Annotated in this window: 10 protein-coding genes; 2 read left to right on the top strand and 8 right to left on the bottom strand. The window is 47.3% G+C overall.

Annotation, left to right across the window (positions count from 1 at the left end; genetic code table 11):
• Positions 1-16: 16 nt before the first annotated feature.
• The 8 genes from AC5YBX_RS11375 to AC5YBX_RS11340 form a co-directional block, all read right to left on the bottom strand.
• A complete protein-coding gene (locus AC5YBX_RS11375) occupies positions 17-2,116 on the bottom strand; it encodes an MtrB/PioB family decaheme-associated outer membrane protein (RefSeq protein WP_494521391.1) in 2,100 nt (699 codons plus the stop codon).
• A gap of 12 nt (positions 2,117-2,128) precedes the next feature.
• Positions 2,129-3,079 carry a DmsE family decaheme c-type cytochrome gene (locus tag AC5YBX_RS11370; protein WP_494524815.1) on the bottom strand — a complete coding sequence of 317 codons (951 nt, stop codon included), beginning with the start codon at positions 3,077-3,079 and terminating at the stop codon, positions 2,129-2,131.
• Between the two features lie 118 nt (positions 3,080-3,197).
• A complete protein-coding gene (locus AC5YBX_RS11365) occupies positions 3,198-5,207 on the bottom strand; it encodes an OmcA/MtrC family decaheme c-type cytochrome (RefSeq protein WP_494523702.1) in 2,010 nt (669 codons plus the stop codon).
• A 371-nt stretch (positions 5,208-5,578) separates the two neighbouring features.
• Positions 5,579-7,765, bottom strand: coding sequence for an OmcA/MtrC family decaheme c-type cytochrome (locus AC5YBX_RS11360; RefSeq protein WP_494523701.1), 2,187 nt, complete (start codon positions 7,763-7,765; stop codon positions 5,579-5,581).
• Between the two features lie 568 nt (positions 7,766-8,333).
• On the bottom strand, positions 8,334-10,481 hold the full coding sequence (locus tag AC5YBX_RS11355) for an OmcA/MtrC family decaheme c-type cytochrome (RefSeq protein WP_494523700.1): 2,148 nt from the start codon (positions 10,479-10,481) through the stop codon (positions 8,334-8,336).
• Positions 10,482-10,560: 79 nt separating this feature from the next.
• A complete protein-coding gene (locus AC5YBX_RS11350) occupies positions 10,561-12,483 on the bottom strand; it encodes an OmcA/MtrC family decaheme c-type cytochrome (protein WP_494523699.1) in 1,923 nt (640 codons plus the stop codon).
• A gap of 32 nt (positions 12,484-12,515) precedes the next feature.
• A complete protein-coding gene (locus AC5YBX_RS11345; RefSeq protein WP_494523698.1) occupies positions 12,516-14,624 on the bottom strand; it encodes an MtrB/PioB family decaheme-associated outer membrane protein in 2,109 nt (702 codons plus the stop codon).
• A gap of 15 nt (positions 14,625-14,639) precedes the next feature.
• Positions 14,640-15,542, bottom strand: a complete 903-nt coding sequence (locus AC5YBX_RS11340; RefSeq protein WP_494524814.1) for a DmsE family decaheme c-type cytochrome — start codon at positions 15,540-15,542, stop codon at positions 14,640-14,642.
• Positions 15,543-15,997: 455 nt separating this feature from the next.
• Here AC5YBX_RS11340 and AC5YBX_RS11335 point away from each other — a divergent pair, with 455 nt between their 5' ends.
• The gene (locus tag AC5YBX_RS11335) at positions 15,998-16,237 is read left to right on the top strand and encodes a FeoA family protein (protein ID WP_494523697.1); all 240 of its coding nucleotides are present in this window, start codon (positions 15,998-16,000) and stop codon (positions 16,235-16,237) included.
• Positions 16,230-18,524 (top strand): Fe(2+) transporter permease subunit FeoB, encoded by a 2,295-nt coding sequence (gene feoB, locus AC5YBX_RS11330; RefSeq protein WP_494523696.1) that lies wholly within the window; start codon positions 16,230-16,232, stop codon positions 18,522-18,524. Before AC5YBX_RS11335 ends, feoB begins: the two co-directional genes overlap by 8 nt.
• Positions 18,525-18,668 lie beyond the last annotated feature (144 nt).

Below are 18,668 nucleotides of genomic sequence, written 5' to 3'. Positions count from 1 at the left end.
TATGAAGCGATAACACTTATAGCTTATAGCTCATGCTTAACATCACCAAATGGGCGGTGTAATCATGGCTGTTGCTACCAAAGCTGACCACATTCCAAATACCATCGGGAGCGATGCTATTGCCTGGGTCATTGTCTTGATAGTTTTCCATCTTGTAATCAAGACGCAGGGCCATTTTTTCGGTGGCCTGATATTGACCATAGACATTGACGTTGTGCACTTTGGCAAAGTAATCGCCATAGTCACCGCTTATGCCTTGAGTGACTTGGGTATTACTGCTTGAATCTGAATAGGTGTAATCTACGCCTAGACGCAGTTTATTTTCTAACAGATTGTTATAGCTAAAGCCCGCACCCACCACATCGACTTGATCTTCGATTTGGCTAAACCAGTTAGCGGCACCAAAGTTGGTGCTACCTGACTGATCCGAATCGATATTTTGACGATTATAGAAAGCGTTAACCATCATGTCGTCGGTGATCAAGTAACTGGCATTGATATCGTAACTAAGATCGGTCGATTCAGTTAAGCCAATCTGGGTGTCGTTGTAATCATCCAGAGCGTAGCGTGCACCTAGATCGATAGTCAGCGCATCGATAGGCGTGTGGCTCACACGAGCCTCGACCATGCTGCGTTTGCGATCAGCTAAGTTGTACTTACGTAGTAGGTCGTTCGACTCGCTTGAAGTCCACTGTGATGCTTGATACTCAGAACCATCACGTTCGCCATAGCTGCCCTTGATCCACATATCCCAGTTGTTAAATGCACTGATATGGAACTTAGTCCAAAGTGTATTTTCATCTGTGGTTTCACGATCTTGGTAGCTACGCTCATCACGACGGTAATCGTAACCCGCATCGAGCTTCATGCCGCGGCTGATACGAAAATCAGCGCCCAATTTACCGCGATGGGTGGTAATATCATAGGGCGTGTTGTAAGCCACTTTACCGCTAGTCGAGTCGATGCTGATCTGCGTCCACTGCTCAATCTCGGTTTGATTATCACGGTCGCTGTAGTCGTAGCTGGCATTCACACGCACAGTACGATTTAAGCGCGACACCACTTTAAGATTAGCGCCACTCATATCGACCTGCGCATCCAATGACTCTGCAGGTAATTGATAACCATAGCCTGAGGTGACAAAGGCTTGATCTTGGGTCATTTGACCATAGTGAACGCGGCCACTCATCACGGTTTGCCCTAGGTGATATTGGCCTAGTAACGAGACCGTATGGGCTTCGTTGTCAGGGTCAAGCGCCATAGTGCCTTGGGTCTGCGCCCCAAAAGTTGGGTTGAACGCGTTATCAAACGTCAGTTGGCTATATTGGTTTTTAAAGCTCGAACCTGAATAGTTGAGCGCGGTAAACCAATTATCGCCTTTGAGTTTAATGCCGGCCTCAAGGTTATCAGTGGTGTGATCAACGGGTTCAGCGAGCATCATCGACTGATTAAAGAAGCTGCCAGATGCTGACTTTAGCCCGGTTTTATCTTCACGCTGATACTTGATGTAAGCGCTCCATAACTCTTCACCTTGATAGCTCAGCCCAAGTCCTGCGCGCTTACGTTTAAGCGACAACTCTTGCGGCGTTAAGCTGGCGTTAAGCTGGCTCATCTCTTGGCTTGACCCGGCGGTTTGCCAGTTATTAGGCAAGGTTAAATCGCCGCCACCAATACCTTGGTAAGGGGTCATGGCACTGTCGGTTTTGTAGGTCGCAATTTGACGATAATTCAAATTGAGGTTGTACTGGGCAACTTTGCCAGCATTCACCTCTAAACGACCATTTTCCATGCCTAAGTCTTGTGCTTCGACAGAGGCGCGGTAGCCCGATGTACCGACGTAATTCACATCGGCATCGACTTTACCGGCAAACTCGTTTTCTGCGGCAAAGGCATTGGCAGAGCGGATATCATCGCTGTCGTTATAGCCGACGCCCGCACCAACCGTGCCCGATACGCCAGTTTCAATGTCACAGCGCTTACATTCCCACTTGTCTAGCTGCACCTTGCTGGTGTTGGCCTGTTGAATATTATAGCCATCGGCGAGCACGATATTGGGCACAAACACACTGGCGTTAGCGATGAGGGCGAGCGTGACTAAATTTAAGTTAAATTTCATGTTGTCGTCTCCTTAGCGCTGAAACAGCTTGCCAGATGGATGGTTTGAACCATGGATCTGACTGTGGCAGTTTAAGCAGCTGCGACCACCGGTGAAGGCATTTGTGCCCACTTCAGAACCCAGTTCAGTGTTACCCATGTAGGCGTTACTGGCGTGACCATCGCTAGCATGACATTGCTGACATAGCTGTGGTGCACGGGTCTTGAGCATCCCTTCGTTTACGCTGCCGTGTGGGTTATGGCACGCAACGCAATCTTCAGTTACGGGTGCATGTTCCCACAGCTTTGGGCCGCGTTTTTCGGCGTGGCATGAGTAGCAGGTTTCATTGACACTTGGCTTGACCAGATCCGCATCAGACACGCTACCGTGAGGATTATGACAATCGCTACACACCATTTGATCCCATTTCATTGGGTGGCTTGAGCGTTTATGCATATCCGCTTTTTGCTTAGTGTGGCAGCTTGTACATACTTCCATTTCAGTGCTTTTTGATAGCACAGGATCTTTGGCGGTATGCACTGAGTGACATGAGGCACAAGCTACATCGGCATTGTCATGATGACCGCCATTCCATGACATACGCTTATCGTCTTGGTGGCAGCTTAAACAGACACTGTTTTGCTTTTCAGCAGACAAGCTAGAGGTAGGACCGAAATCGATCATTGGCTCTTTGCCGCCCTTGTTATGTTTACCCATTGGGCCGTGGCATGATTCACATTGCAGGCCCGCCATGGGGCTTTTGCTTGAATCAATTGCGCCATGGACACCTTTGAACAGATCCATCACTTTTTCAGACTTGCGGTGACACATTAAGCAAGAGTCGGCGCCTTTAGGTGAATAGTGACCTTCGGCGAACTTCTTGTCCAAGGTGGCTTCCACTTCATCCGGTGTCATGCTGGCGTCCCACTTGGCAGCGTAGGTTGCTTGACTGGCGCCAAACGAGAGCAGCGCAGCAGCAATCATTGCTGGTATAAAGCGGGTTAATTTATTGGTGATTTTCATAATAGACTTCCTAATTTGCACAAATGGTAGCGAAAATGGGGGAGAGGGCTCCCCCGTTTTTCATATTGAGATGAGCAAATTACATCTTCACAGCCGTGTGGTCGTCGATAACCGGTGCGTGGCAGTAGAAACAGGTTTCTAGTTGCGCGGCATCGTTAGCTTCTTGGTAGCTGGCATTAACTTTAGCGCCTTGGCCTTCGACGTGATTCTTAAACTTGTCACCGCTGTAGCTGTGACATGAGTAACACGTTGCGGCGATAGGCGTGGTGTATTGGCCTGCCTCTGTTGCTAATGCGCCTTTTTTCTTGAAGGCTTGAGTATTAAAGTCGTTATGGCATGAGCTGCAGTTCATGCCATTAATCGCGGCATAATCGCCATGGCTATGGGTTTTATGCAGTTTCATCTCTAGCGCGCCTTTGTTAGCGCCGCTTGCATAGGTGCCATCTGGCGTATGACAAGTGACACAGGCATCGACACCCGTAACGATTTCACCATTAAGCTCACGGCCTAACTGCTCTGACATGACAAAACCTGCATGATGACCTTTATGGATCTCGAAGGTTTCACCATGACAGCTTTCACAGCCAGCAAAATTAACCGAGTTGATGTGGCGTGTGCTTGGGGCTTCACCCGATAAGGTACCGTGGGTTAGCTCAGCCTTCATGCTGGTCGTTGCAGCATCTTCGGCACATTCAACAAGTTTGCCTTGTGCTGTACACATCTCTAAACCAATAATACTAAAGGCGGTATCAGTGTCAGTACCTGCTACGCCAAAAGGTAGTGGGCCAGTGTTAACAACCAATGCACCATCAACGATTTGAGCGCCGCCGTTAAGCGCACCGCTGTTAACAAGATCGATAGCGACTTTCTTTTGGCCATTTCCTGGGCTTGGGTTGTAACCCATAATGGGGAAGTTAGGCCCGACATTGGTGATGCTTTCGAGTCGTTTAACTTTAGGCAGGATACTGCTGACATCCAACGTGTTACCTGCTTCATCAGAGAAGCTGATGGTGATGTTAGCACTCATATCCGCTGGTACAGCAGTTAGGGTTGCGTTCATACCGACTAAATCGATAAGGGCACGTTTTTGAATGGCATCGGCAGTGTGAATTTCTTCAGTCCAGCTGGCATTATGACAAGCAATACAGTTGCTGTTGTCATCTTGCTGTGAATGGCCTTTGCCGGCGATAAAGTCGACATTGACGTGACAGCTAGTACAGGTTTCCATGGTAGGTACCCGTGACCAGTTACCCCATTCACTTAGCTCGTCGCTGCCTTCTTCAGGAGCCACGTGACAAGTTTGGCAGTTGTCTTGAACTATGTTATGAGCCGTTTCGGCGCTTTTATCCATCTCTTTACCGTACATTTTGGCGTTATTGTGTACGTTATGAATTAAATGGTTATAAGCAACTTGCGGCTTACCTTTTTCATCTGCCATTTCTTGGGTATGACAAGATGCACAAGTTTCTGAAGAGGTATAACTGTGGTAAATTTTTTGTCCTTTAGTGTGACATGAGTTACAGCTTTGCGTTGCGACGACATCTTTAGTATACAGCGCCTCATAGCCTTCACCTGAGAAATCTTTAGAGATTTCCGTACGAGGTACAAGTGTTTCACCATCTTGTAGCGTCGAAGCACTGGCAATAATGTTGTAGCGTTGAGTAAGCTCAGGATTATAGCCTTCTAGCGGAATTGTGAAGCTGTAGTTACCGTTCTTCAGATCTACAGGCGTTAACTTGTCTTCAGCACTTCGGGGAGAGCTATAAGTTTCTTGCCATTGGGCACTGTTACCCGCACCAGTAGCGCCCTGGGGGATAAGTTGAACCACTTTTTTTACTTCAAGATCTTTAAGACCAACAATGGGCAAATCTTCTTCGTTGGTGGCAAATACGGTCACCGTTGGGATGCCGTTGTCATAGGTGACGCTTTTCACGTCTAGGTTAAGTGTATTGATTGCTGGCGCAGCTGGACCACCAGGGTTACCTGGATTGCCGTTGTCACCATCGCTGCCGCCACAACCACTAAGAGCCATAGAGACTGCACCTGCTGCCAGAAGCAGCTTAAACTTATTATTTTGTACGTTCATCATATTTTCCCTGCATAGGTTTGGCATCGTCTTAAGTGCATGGTCAGTTTTCTGAACCGTTCTCATTATAAGTAGTGCAACCTAAGTCAATGCTGGAAATAGAAATCCCCACCGAAATCGTAACGTAACAAGCGGCTAAAATCTGCCGAACATAGTCTAATGTGTGACCGAGATCTTTCTATTTCTAAAGAGGTAGTTAGATTGGAAGCTAAAGCATGAGGGTGAACAAAAAAACAGGCGTATTACATTAGCTTAACGCAATTGTTTGCATTGTTATTATATTGTTTTACTGAAAAAACAAAGGGAGGCAAAGCCTCCCTTTGGGGTGTTATTGAAGTTAACTCATCACTTAGGGATGAATCATTATCTCAATATTAGTTACCGTGAATTGTCATGATATTTGCTGGTGTATGACATGTCTGGCAAGTCTCTGCTGCACGAGCGTTGACGTCGACCGCATTTACACCGTCTAAAATACCACCGTTGGTTTCGATGTGAGATTTGGCCGCATCATTTAGGTATTTCTGGTGGCAACTTAAGCAAGTCCCTGCATCGGATGAAACCCAAATGCCAGCTTTTTCTTTCGTGTCAAGATTTGGATAGTTCCAAACACGCTCTGGGGCGCGACCCAATTCGATGCCATCGTCTGTGTGACAAGTCTTACAATCTGTCTTCATCACAGTTTCAGAACCAACACCGGCATACTTGAGGTAGTGGCCATCTGCATGGTGCGCTTTATAAGCAAAGCTAGTCGCTTTGTCATACACGCCTGAACCTCTAACTGACTCTTTAGTTGATTTATCAGAGGTGTGACAAGTTTGGCAGTTAACGCCATTGTCGTAATGGTAAATCTCTTGGTTATGACAGCCCTGACACTTAGTTGCATCGATAATGTCACGGCGCATCGCTGCTTTAGCATCTGCTTCTACACCAGTTCCAGACCAGACAAAGCGATAAGGGTCATCTTTAACTTCCACTGAGCGTGTCTTATCAGAACACTCAGTCATCGCAATTTCAGCAACACCGTAACCGCCATTGTTAAAGCAGACTTCTATCGCAGACCACAGCTCAAATGTCTTACCTGTCGCATCGACTGGCATATCGAAATTATTGCCCACGATAGTGAAGGTCTTAGTAGTTGCGTCGTAGGTACCTTCGCTAAGCTTTACACGACGGTCGCTGTAAGATGCCTCAGTATATGCAGGGAAATCTTTATCGCTATCCCAAGCCACAACGACTCGAGTACCTTGATTGATAAATTCTCCCGCAATTGCTGCGCCATCAGCATCAAGTACTTGAACGTCGAAGCGGAACTTGCCCGCATCGGTTAAACCAATGTTACTGAAGTTAACGCTCATTGCTGTAGCATCGTTGTAGGCTTTCAGTACATCACCGTGACGTTTGAGTGCACTACCAGTTCCGCCGTAAGGTTCAGTACTATTGTGACAAGCGACACAATCAGCGCTGCCATGGTGAGCAGAAGGTTTCTCTGAGTGACAAGCAATACAAGCAGTATTGCTTAAATCAGCTTTAAACAGATCGGCATTGGCTGGTGCATTGTCACCTTCCACGTGACAAGAACTACAGTCAGCTGCCGGCTTTTGCGGGAACATCACCTTACCATAGTCATGCACAGAGCCTTTATAACCAATTATTTTGTATGGTGCTGGTACTTCGACACCATCTGCATCATAGGTGTGGCGCTCATTGCCTCTATGAATAGCATGAATCATATAGGTAAAGTCGACACTGTTACCTGATTCAGGATCGCCCGATGTGGCAGTATGACAAGAGGCACAGTTTTCGATGTTAATACGGCGGCCGCCATGTAGCTCAAGACTCTCTGGCTGGTGGCAGGTATAGCAGGTTTCGATTGAAACCACATCGCGACTCTGGATCCCTTCGGTTAAGCCTGTTGAAGGTTGCCAGTCAAAGTTTGCATTAGCTGCAAGGGGACTTAGTTCAAGCTCTAAGGTGGCACGCTGAGTGTAGTCGGCATTATAAGTGACTGCGACAGGGGTAGTCACATCAGCAATATTCTGTTGGAAGGTGTAACTATAGGTACCGTCGCCATTATCGACAAAACAGGTGTCACATTTAGCTGCTTGTTCAACATTTGCTTGGAACTGTGTTGTTGGGTTGATGTTGGTTTCGCCGTCAGGGATCCAATCTGGATTAGGCGCTTTTTCTGCGTTGATATAAGCTTGCCATTGGTAACCGCGATCGGCTTCGATTGCCTCTTCACCTTCTCCAGTAGTTTCAATAACGTGAGTTAATTGTGCAATACCAAATCGTAAGTCGTGATCTTTGGTTAATCCTAGGATAGCGACGCCATTGTCATTTTCGAGTTTAAAATCAACTGTGACGCTACCAGCATCGACAGTGGCATTAGTAAATACTGCATTAATGCTTTTAGCTGTATCGATTTTGACGCCAATAACGCCGTCTTTTCCGTCTTCACCATCTTTACCGTCGCTGCCGCAACCAGAAAGTGCTAAAGAAAGAAGCCCTGCACCTAATACAGCTTTGGTCGCCGCATTAAAATTGAACTTTTTCATCATGATTATTCCCTGCAATAGTTTTAATCATCACTATTGAGTTGTTCTGTTTTAAAAACAGGTCTCACAATTGAGAACAGTTTCTATTTATAAATTTGTAAAACACTCAATTAGTGTGTGGAATTAAATTTCCACCTCTAAGGCTATCTAAGCTGCGGCGATTTAGCAGTTGTTTTAATTGCTTTATGTGATTGAGATCTGACTATTTCTTTAGAGGTAGTCGAATTGGATTAGATAAATGGAAGATGCAGAATTAAACCCTGACAAAAAGCAAAAAATTAACAGTCCCCCTGTATATGTAAATGCCGCTGTGTGAATGCTATCGTATTGTAGTCTCTTTTTTTTACGCTTATTTTGCCGCTTGTTTTGTGGCCAACCTAGTTCACAGTTACAGCTGCAGCTATTTGATGCTTGCCATTGATTAACAAGCAATAAAAAAGGAGGGCAAGCCTCCTTTGTGGATTTAATCTCTTTTTTAGCCTGAATCAGCTAGCACACTTAATCGCTAAGGTATTGGCTTTAGCCGCTAAGGAGTTCCCTCGCGGCTAACTCATTAGACTAAATTATTACACTAGCCACCGTGGATTGAGCGCAATTGCGTGGGGGTGTGGCAGGTCGAACAGGCTTCGGCCGCTCGGGTTCTGACATCATCCACGCTAGTACCATCGAGAATCCCGCCATTGGTTTCGATATGGCTGGCGCCAGCTTCACTGAGGTATTTCTGGTGACAACTTAAACAGGTACCAGCATCTGATGATACCCAGATATCGGCTCCTGTAGTGGTGTCGCCATAGCGCCATACGCGCTCACTTGCGCGGCCCAGTGCAATACCGTTGTCGGTATGACAGGTACTGCAATCGGTTTTTAAGACAGTGCCCGATTGCACTCCGGCATATTTGAGATAGTGACCTGGCGCCTCATGAGCCTTAAAAGCATAGCTAGTGGATTTTTGGCCACCTGGATAGTCACTGTCAGAACGGGTCGTTTTATCAGCGGTATGACAAGTCTGACAATTGTAGCCGTTGTTATAGTGATGATTTTCTTGATTATGGCAGCCCTGACATTTAGCACTGTCGATAATACTGCGGCGCATGGCCGTTTGTGCGTTAGCATCGAGGCCTGAGCCTGCCCAGACAAACTGATAAGGCGGCTCTTTAACGGCAACGCTGCGGGTGTTATCGCTACAAGCTGTCATGACCACTTGGGCCACGCCATAGCCGCCATTGTTAAAGCAGACCTCAATGGTTGACCATAACTCGAAGGTTTTACCATCAGCATCAGCAGGTATATCAAAGTTGCTGCCAATAAGAGTGTAAGTCATCGTGGCGGCATTATAGGTGCCTTCAGATAAACGTATGCGGCGCTCGCGATAAGAGGCATCCTCATAAGCGGGGTAATCCTTATCGGTATCCCACGCGACCACGACTCGGGTACTTTGGTCGACAAACTCGCTGGCAATAGGTGCGCCACTGGCATCGGTTACTTGTACATCAAACGTCAGTTTACCGTTGGCATCGAGCCCGATATTACTAAAGCTGACGCCCATGGCTTCCGCGTCAACATACGCTTGTAATACGTCACCATGGCGTTTTTCCGCATTGCCTGTACCAGGGTACGTATTGGTGGCGTTATGGCAGGCCATACAGTTGGTATCAGTATGATTTTGTGAGGGCTTTTCGCTGTGACAGGCGACACATGCCGTGTTGCTCAGATCGGCTTTAAACAGATCCGCATTCGCCGGAGCGCCAGCGCCTTCAACATGGCATGAGGCACAATCTGCCGCAGGCTTTTGCGGGAAGGTGACTTTGCCATAGTCGTGTAAACTACCGCCATAACCCACAATCTTATAAGGGGCTGGTACTAATCCATCAGGGGTGCTGATTTGTCTGTCTTGCCCTCTGTGAATGGCATGGATCATGAAGGTAAAGTCGACGCTGTTACCGCTTTCAGGATCGCCTGAAGTTGATGTATGGCAACTGGCGCAGTTTTCTAATGCGATGCGTCGACCGCCATGCAGTGCCAAGCTTTCTGCCTGATGACAGGTATAACAGGTGTCGATAGTCACCACATTACGGGTTTGAATATCGTCGGTGGCGCCACTTGAGGGCTGCCAATCGTGATGGGCATTGGCCGTTGCTTGATCAAGTTTTAATTCTAACGTCACTCTATGGGTATTGTCGGCGCCATAAGTAATCGTCAGCGGCTCGGTTACATTGGCGATATTTTGTTGGAAAGTGTAGCGATAACTACCATCGAGGTTGTCGACAAGGCAATCTTCACAGTTGCTGGCGGCTTCGACATTGGCTTGATATTGTGGCGATGGGTTTAGCCCAGCAGCATCATCTGGCAGTGTGCCCGGTTGTTTCAAGGTATTAATATAGGCCTGCCATTGCAAACCCCTATCATAAACCTCACCCTCGATTGTCTCTGTGACAGGTGCCAGTTGCGCGATACCAAAACGGATATCGTAGTCTTTGTTAAGGCCCAGCACTGCAACGCCATTGGCGTTTTCTAATCTAAAGTCAACGCTGACGATACCATCGGCAATCGAGGCTTGGGTAAATTCAGCCATGATGGTCGATGTTGAATCAATATTGACACTAATAGGGCCATCTACGCCATCTTTGCCATCGTCTCCGTCACTGCCGCAACCGATTAATAACGTGCTACACGCCAGAGCGATAACGCTCCATGGGGTACCTTTTGCTTTTATATCCATAATTATGCGTTCCATAAATAGTGCGTTTCAAAAGTCACTAACAAGATGTGCACGAGGGAGTACCTAGTGCACATCGTCATTATTTGATCGGGTGAACCTTGAGTACATCGGCGCTTGCGCCCTGACCGTGACAGGTGGTGCAGCTTTCTGTTCCGGCGTTGGCATCGGCTAAGGAACCCTTAAATACGGCGCCTTGTTGCACCATATGGTTGGTAGCGCTATCACTGGCGTGGCAATCGCTGCAGATGGCGGCGGTAGGGCTGGTGTACAAATCGCCCGCGATAGCCAGTGGTTTTACGCCCGCATACAGTGGCAATGCTGCGGTTAATACGCCAGCTTGTTGGCTATGACACTGCGCACAATTACCTAAGTTTCCAGGATAGTTAATCGACTCATAACCTTCACGTTGGCCACTATGTATCCCATGCACTAGGTGCTTGTAATCGGCGGTGGCGGTAGAGGGGTTATCGGTGGCATCGGCAACCATATTAGGGTTATGACACAGCTGACATTGTCCTTCTAAATCATTGCGTGAACCGTGGAAATTAAGTTGTTGATCGCCATGACAACTCTCACAAGTGTCATTAGTGACCACGACTCGTCGACCGCTATCGCTTAGTGCTTGTGCGCTAAAGAATTGGTGGCTCGACTTGATGTTAACTTCACTGTTTGTGGTGTCACTACAGTCGCCTAATACGCCATTGGCGGCGCAAACTTTGCCTTGTATGGCTAAGGCGCCTAAATCCATCTCAGTGCCAGCTGGAACCGTGACGCCAGTAATTTGATAACTATAGTTGCCATTACTACCAGCGATGGGGGCTTCCTCTTGCAAGCGGATGGAGCGTGGCGAACGTGTCGCGTAATCGAAACTGGTTCCCCAATTAGCGTATACACGTAGATCGGCGACAAAGTTAAGATTGTTGGCACTGTCTGTATAGATCTGACCTGATGCGGGGTTACGTAAACTCAAGGTAAAGGAGACAGTGTCGCCACTGAGTGATGCTGATGTGATGCTGGCTGCAAACTGGCCTAGGGCCTCATCATTACCACCGTCGTTGTGCACATTGGCTGTCCAATCTGGGTTGTGGCAGGCGATACAGTTGGCATTGTCTGCTTGAGCCGGATGTCCTTGGCCTGCTTTAAAGTCGATATTGTTGTGGCAAGCACCGCAAGCCTCCATGGTCGGAACCCGAGCCCAATTATGGTTTTCACTTAAGGTATCATCAGCCACATGGCATGTTTGGCAGTTAGCCAAAGAACCAGGAAAGCCCGATAAGTGTTTGGTGTGTACCATCTGTGGGAAAATATTGTCAGGATTGCTGACTCTATCGGCGTTATGACAAGTGACGCAGGTTTCTATTTGGTTGTAGTTACTACCATGAAAGGCTAAGTCATTATGGCAGCTATTACAGGTAGCAATGGTCACGATATTGCGGGTGTAAGCGGGCTCTGCACTTTGCCCTGTAGTGGGGGCTTGCCAATCAAGATGTTGATTGGTCACGGGAAGGGCTGTGCCATCGGCTAGGCTATCACCGCCTATTTTTATGACGATTCGTTGAGTCGCCCCTGCTTGGTAACTAATGTCATTCATGCCATCAAATGGGGCATCGAAGGTATAGCTGTAGTCGCCATTTTTATAGTCGACATAATCCCCAGTACACCTAGCAGGGCAGTTTTGTGAGGTAAAAAACTGCCATTGTGAGCTATTGCCGGCGTTAGTGTAACCTTGGGGCAGCAACTGCGCAGCAATAAATGTTGCGCTTGCCACGCCAACCACCGGTTGATCATCTTGGTTGGTGACACGGTAGTTAACGGTGGCAATACCAGACTGCATTGTGACATCATCGATAGCGATTTGTAAGGTATCGATCGTCATTGCTGGTGGGCCGCCAGGCTCTCCGGGTTTACCGGGGGCACCATCATCACCACCACAGGCGCTGAGGATAAAAGCCACAGCTAACGTGGCAGCGTAACGGTTAAGGTAGGTCATTTTCTTCATCATCTCTTCCTTGGAAATTTGGTCGTTGGCATCAGTTAGAGTTGATAACTTAATGTCAGCCCAAAATAGTGGGCGTTGTAATCGTGGCTTAAATCGCCAAAGCTCAACACATTCGGGATACTGTCTGGTGCTAGCCCCCCATTTGCCCTGTCAGCATCTTGATATTGTTCAAAAATCCAATCGAAACGCAGCCCAAATTTGTCGCTAATTTGGTAGTTAGCAAAGGTATTGAGTGTGTGCCTAGTTGAATAGTAATTGTCATAGGGGCTGCGTAGACCTTGGATCACTTCGGTATCGTTTTGGCCATCGGCATAAGTGTAATCGATTCCTAATTTAAGCTTGTTATCTAGTAGGTTAGCGTAATTTAATCCAGCGCCGATCAGAGTTGATTTTGCGGCTGAGGTGGCATACCAGTTAGGCGCGCCAAAATTGCTACTGCCTGCTTGGTCACTATCGCGCCAATCTTGATTAACAAAGGCGTTGAGGTTGATATTGTCGTTGACGGCGTATTGTGCCGACAGATCATAGCCTTGTGTGTCTACTTTGGTGAGCCCAATAAGGGTGTCAGTGTAATCATCTTGCATCCAATGTGCGTTGGCGCTGGCAGAGAAGGCACCAGTGACGTAGCTGCCGTATAGTCCGTAACGTTGGCGCTCGCGGTCTGCCAAATAGCTTTTTCTTAACAAAGGATTGCTAGGACTTGCTGTGCTGGTGACTGGTGAGTATTCGCTACCCGTTCTATCGCTACCGCTGGCTTTGAGCCAGACTTGCCATTGGGTGGAAATGCGATAATTTATTTTGGCAAATAGCGTCGACTCTTGCAGGCTTTGCCTGTCTAAATCACTGTAATTATTGTGATCATAGTCGTAGCCTATATCGATATACGCGGCGCGATTTAGTCGATATTTAGCCGCAAGTTTGGCCTGCTGTGCGGTGCGAGCATATTCGAGGTTGTGTGCATAACCACTGAGATAGCTGTCGGTAATGATCTGGGGATAAGGATTAACTTGGCTTTTGTTGTCACGGTCACGGTAGTCATAACTGGCACGCAGTGACAATACCCGAGACAGCCTCCCCGAATAGTTGAGTTTCATCTCGGTAATATCAACTTGGCCCGCTAAATTATCCGTTGGTAGCACAGGAGAGAGGCCATTAATGGTGGCGGGCAAATAGGACTGATCTTGGGTCATACGGGTAAAGCCAACATGCATCAATACGTGCTGAGCCCCGTTGGTAAACTGACTATTTCCTGCGATGCGATACGCTTTATTATCGGGTGATACCGCATTTTGGCCAGAGTAAGCGGCACCAAAGGTTGGGGTAAAAGCCGATTGCCAACGCAGGGCTTGTTGATCATTCTTATAATGACTGAGTTGTGTTTCGATGCCAGCTAACCAATTAGCACCGTTAAGGTAAATTTTAGCGGTAACATTATCGGTCGCGTCATCAATACGCTCTGCCAGCATGGTACTGTTAGTGAGTAGATTGCCACTGGCGCGGCGCTGACCTTGGCGCTGCTCATATTGATAACCCAGTTCGGCGCGATAAAAGCTACCAGTATAGCTGGCATCTAAGTTGTAACGCTCCCGTTCTATCTGCAATGCAGTTGGCTGAATGCTGCTTTGTAGGTCCGTCATTTGTGATGTGGTCGCACCGGTTTGCCATTGTGGAGGTAAAATCCACGTATCGCCTTGGGAGCGGTAGGGGGTTAAAGCATGATTGGTGTCATATTGGGCAATACCGCGGTAGGCGGCCGATATTTTATATTGGCCCGGTTTACCTGTTGTGAGCTGAGCCGAACCATTATCGTAACCCAGTTTATCGGCGCTAAAGTGGGTTTGGTAACCCGATGGTGCCTTATGTTGTATATCCGCCTCTAGGCTTGCTACAACACCATCATTATCTGTACCGCTGGTATTGCCAAAATGGCTATCTTCGCCATCGTTATAGGCTGCACCTACACCGATAGCACCACTGGTGCCAGTTGCGGTGGTACAGCGTTTACACTCCCAAGCCTCGGTTTTAAGGTTGTCGCGGTTGACCGATGCCAGGCTATATCCTTCGCCAAGTGCCGTTGTGCTGAGGATGGCCAGTGCCAGCGTACTTAGGCGCAGCGGCAGGGGATTTCTAGTGTGGTGTGTCATTGCTCATACTCCCTGTTAACGCTGCAGCAGTTTGCCAGATGGATGATTGGAGCCGTGGACTTGGCTGTGACAATTCATACAGCTTTGGCCTGCATTAAAGGCATTAGCCGTGTTACCAAACACCGCGTTAGATGTATGGCCATCGGATGCATGACATTGCTGGCATAATTGTGGTGGTTTAGCGATTAGCATGGCTTCATTAACGCTGCCGTGCGGGGTATGGCAACTGGCACAATTGTCTGTGACGGGGGCATGCTCCCACAGCTTAGGCCCGCGTTTCTCTGCATGGCAGGCGTAGCAGTTGTCGTTAATACTCATCTGTTTGAGACTGGCATCACTGAGGCTGCCGTGTGGGTTATGGCAATCACTGCAAACCATTTGTTGCCATTGCATTGGGTGAGCGCTGCGTTTGTGCATGTCGGCTTTTTGCTGGGTATGGCAACTGGTGCACACGGCCACTTCTTGAGCGCGATCGGATATAGGGTCATGGCCAGTATGGACTTGATGGCAATCAGCACAAGCAACATCGGCGGTATCATGATGATTGCCATTCCAAGCCATGCGTTGGTCATCGTTATGGCAGCTCATACAAACACTATTTTGTTTTGCAGCCGGTACTGGAGAGTTGGCGCCGAAGGTGATCATTGGCTCTTTACCGCCTTTATTATGCTTCCCCATAGGACCATGGCATGCTTCACATTGCAGATCGGCCATAGGGGAGCCCTTGATAGTGGTGCTACCATGAACACCGTCGAATAGTGCCATCACAGTTTGGCTTTTACGGTGACAAGTTAAACAGCTATCAGCGCCTTTGGATGAGTACTGACCTTCAGCAAACTTCTTATCGAGTATCTGTTCTACCTCTTGAGCCGATTGTTCATCCGACGGGGTAGCCATTACATTGATGCTTAATAGCATCAAGATAGCGATAAAACTTCCTTGGAATAGAGGCTTTATCCCTGTTGTATCCATATTCATCATTATTCGTCCCGAGCACGTAAGCCGTTTTAATTGTTATGTTTCACGATTGGCTAAATTACCAAAGGTAAATAGTAGAATTAAAGTGTGAATGATGTGTAAATAAATAGTTATATTTCGTGCTTTTTTAGCTCGTTCTGCTAGGGAGAATGCTTAAGTGTGATGCTCGTCACAACTTTGGCTGTTGTGGATGGTAGATTTTGATATTAATGAAAATCATTATCAATCGCATAAAGGGTTTTACTCGTTGAGAGATCTGTCACATAATACAAAACACAATTGAAAACTATTATCGTTTACGGTCTCAAATGTTGATCTAGATAAAGTTATTTTAAGTGATGCTCCGTTAGAATCGGTGCTAATAAAGCTCTTTCGAGGCCTGAAAAGGTAGACATATGAAATTAAGCGAATTAAAGCCGGGCGAGAGTGCTGTTATCGCCGAAGTAGGTCAGATTAATCTGCCGTCCGTTGTTAAGCGTAAGCTGTTATCCATGGGCATAACCCCTAACACCTCATTCACTATGCTCAGACGAGCGCCATTAGGCACAGGTGTAGAATTGGCTATTCGCGGTAGTAAATTGTGTATGCGTAAAGATTTAGCAGATGTAATAGAGGTGGATGTTGCCCATGGCTAACCAATTTCATTGTGTCACAGTCGGTAACCCTAATGCGGGTAAATCGACTTTATTTAATGCGTTAACTGGCGCTAATCAGCAGGTTGGTAATTGGTCTGGTGTAACCGTTGAAAAGAAAACGGGGCAATTCACACTCAATGGAGCCGATGTTTTATTAACTGATTTACCTGGCATTTACGATCTTCTTCCGGCAGGTAGTAGCTGTGATTGCTCACTTGATGAGCAGGTTGCACAGCAGTATTTAGCCGATACTAGTATGGATGCCATTATTAATTTGGTTGATGCCACTAATATTGAGCGCCACCTTTATTTGACCGTCCAGCTGCGTGAGCTGGGTATCCCTATGGTCGTCGTTATTAATAAGATTGATGTCGCTAAGGCTCACGGTATTGACATTAACGTCACTGAAATGAGCCAGCAATTAGGTTGCCCTGTGATTGCGGTATGTTCGCGTGAAGCGGGCGATATTGAGCAAGTTAAAAGCCAAGTTGTCGATTTACTTGAAGGGAAAGTATCTGAAGCGCCTTTAGTATTGTCATACGATGATGAAATCGAGCGTGGAATTAAGGCGCTACATAGCCGTGACGCCAACCTTAGCCGTGGTCGTGCCTTAGCGATGTTGGCTAATGGCTTAGGTTGTGGCCAATGTAAAAATGGTCAAATGCTGTCTGAAGTGTCTCAGTGTTCTGAAGCATTAGCGGCACAAGGCCAAGATATCGAGATCATGATTGCAACGACCCGCTTTGATTTTGTGCAGCAGGTGTTTGATCAGTCTGTTATTAGCACCAACGTGCCTACCTTAAGCGATCGTATAGATAAAGTGGCACTACACCCTGTTGTGGGGGTCCCTGTTTTTCTATTTGTGATGTATTTAATGTTCATGTTTAGTATTAACGTGGGCAGTGCATTCATCGATTTTTTCGATATCGTCGCCGGCGCCGTATTTGTTGATCACCTCGGTGCTTTAATGAGTAGTCTCAGTCTGCCAGACTGGCTGGTGACAATTGTTGCTGGTGGTGTTGGTCAAGGTATTCAGACAGTTGCTACTTTTATTCCGGTGATTGCTGCGCTGTTTTTGGCGCTATCAGTATTGGAAGGTTCTGGTTATATGGCGCGCGCCGCGTTTGTGGTTGATGGCCTGATGCGTCGCATTGGTCTGCCAGGCAAAGCATTTGTGCCTATGATTGTAGGTTTTGGCTGCTCAGTTCCCGCCATTATGGCAACCCGTACCCTAGGCAGTGAGCGTGAGCGCATCGTGACAGGCATGATGGCACCTTTCATGTCGTGCGGTGCTCGTCTACCTGTGTACGCCTTGTTTGCCGCGGCATTTTTTGCTGAATCGGGACAAAACCTAGTCTTTTTACTTTATATCATCGGAATTATCGCCGCTGTGGGGACTGGCTTGCTGTTACGTTCTACCTTGCTTCCTGGCTCAAGTAGTGCGGTGGTGATGGAGCTACCTAATTATGAAACGCCTAAATTCAAGACGGTAATGGCCCGTACGGGCAAGCGCACCAAGAGCTTTATTAAAGGCGCAGGTAAAACCATTGTAATTGTCGTGACCTTGCTTAACTTTATTAATGCCATTGGTGTTGATGGCTCTTTTGGTCATGAAGATAGTTCTGAGTCGGTGCTCAGTGTGGCAAGCCAAAAGGTAACTCCACTGTTTTCACCTATGGGGATAGAGCAAGATAATTGGCCTGCTACAGTGGGGATCATCACTGGAATTTTTGCTAAAGAAGCTGTCGTGGGCACCTTAAATAGCCTTTACTCGACCGCAGGTAGCGATGAGGGCGCATTAACGCCATTATCTGAAAGTGTAAGTGAAGCATTGGCAACTATACCGGAAAATCTGTTTGGTATTGCGCCAGAAGATCCATTGTCTATGTCAGTAGGTGATATTTCAAACGTAGAGGTTGCAGCTGAAGAGTTGGTGGTTGATACCACGACATTCAGTGCATTACAGGCAGGATTTAGTGGCACTATTGCAGCGTTTGCTTACCTGTTATTTATTTTGTTGTATACACCCTGTGTTGCAGCAATGGGAGCGTTAGTGGGCGAGTTTGGTTCACGTTGGGCCACTTTTGCGGCGACTTGGACCTTTGCCTTAGCCTATGGCACCGCGACTGTATTTTATCAAGCGGCGACATTTGCCCAGCATCCACTCCAGTCGAGTCTTTGGATTGGTTTCTTTGTGGTGGCATTAATCAGCTTCTATCTGTGGCTGAAGCGCAAAGGAAGAAAGGCACAGACCTTGATCCCTGTGGTTAATATCGTGACCGAATAAAGCGGGCTCTGATTCAAAAAGCAGCGAATTATCGCTGCTTTTTTGTTTTTGCGATAAATGATAGGGCTTTTTGTCTATCAGCCGTTGTAACTCAACCTGATCTGTAGGAATATGCAGGTTTTCCCTAATCGGCACCGATCGACT

The organism is Shewanella sp. 492, from assembly GCF_059338445.1.
The sequence above is the reverse complement of the archived record's forward strand: the minus strand, read 5'-3'. Positions and strand labels throughout refer to the sequence as shown.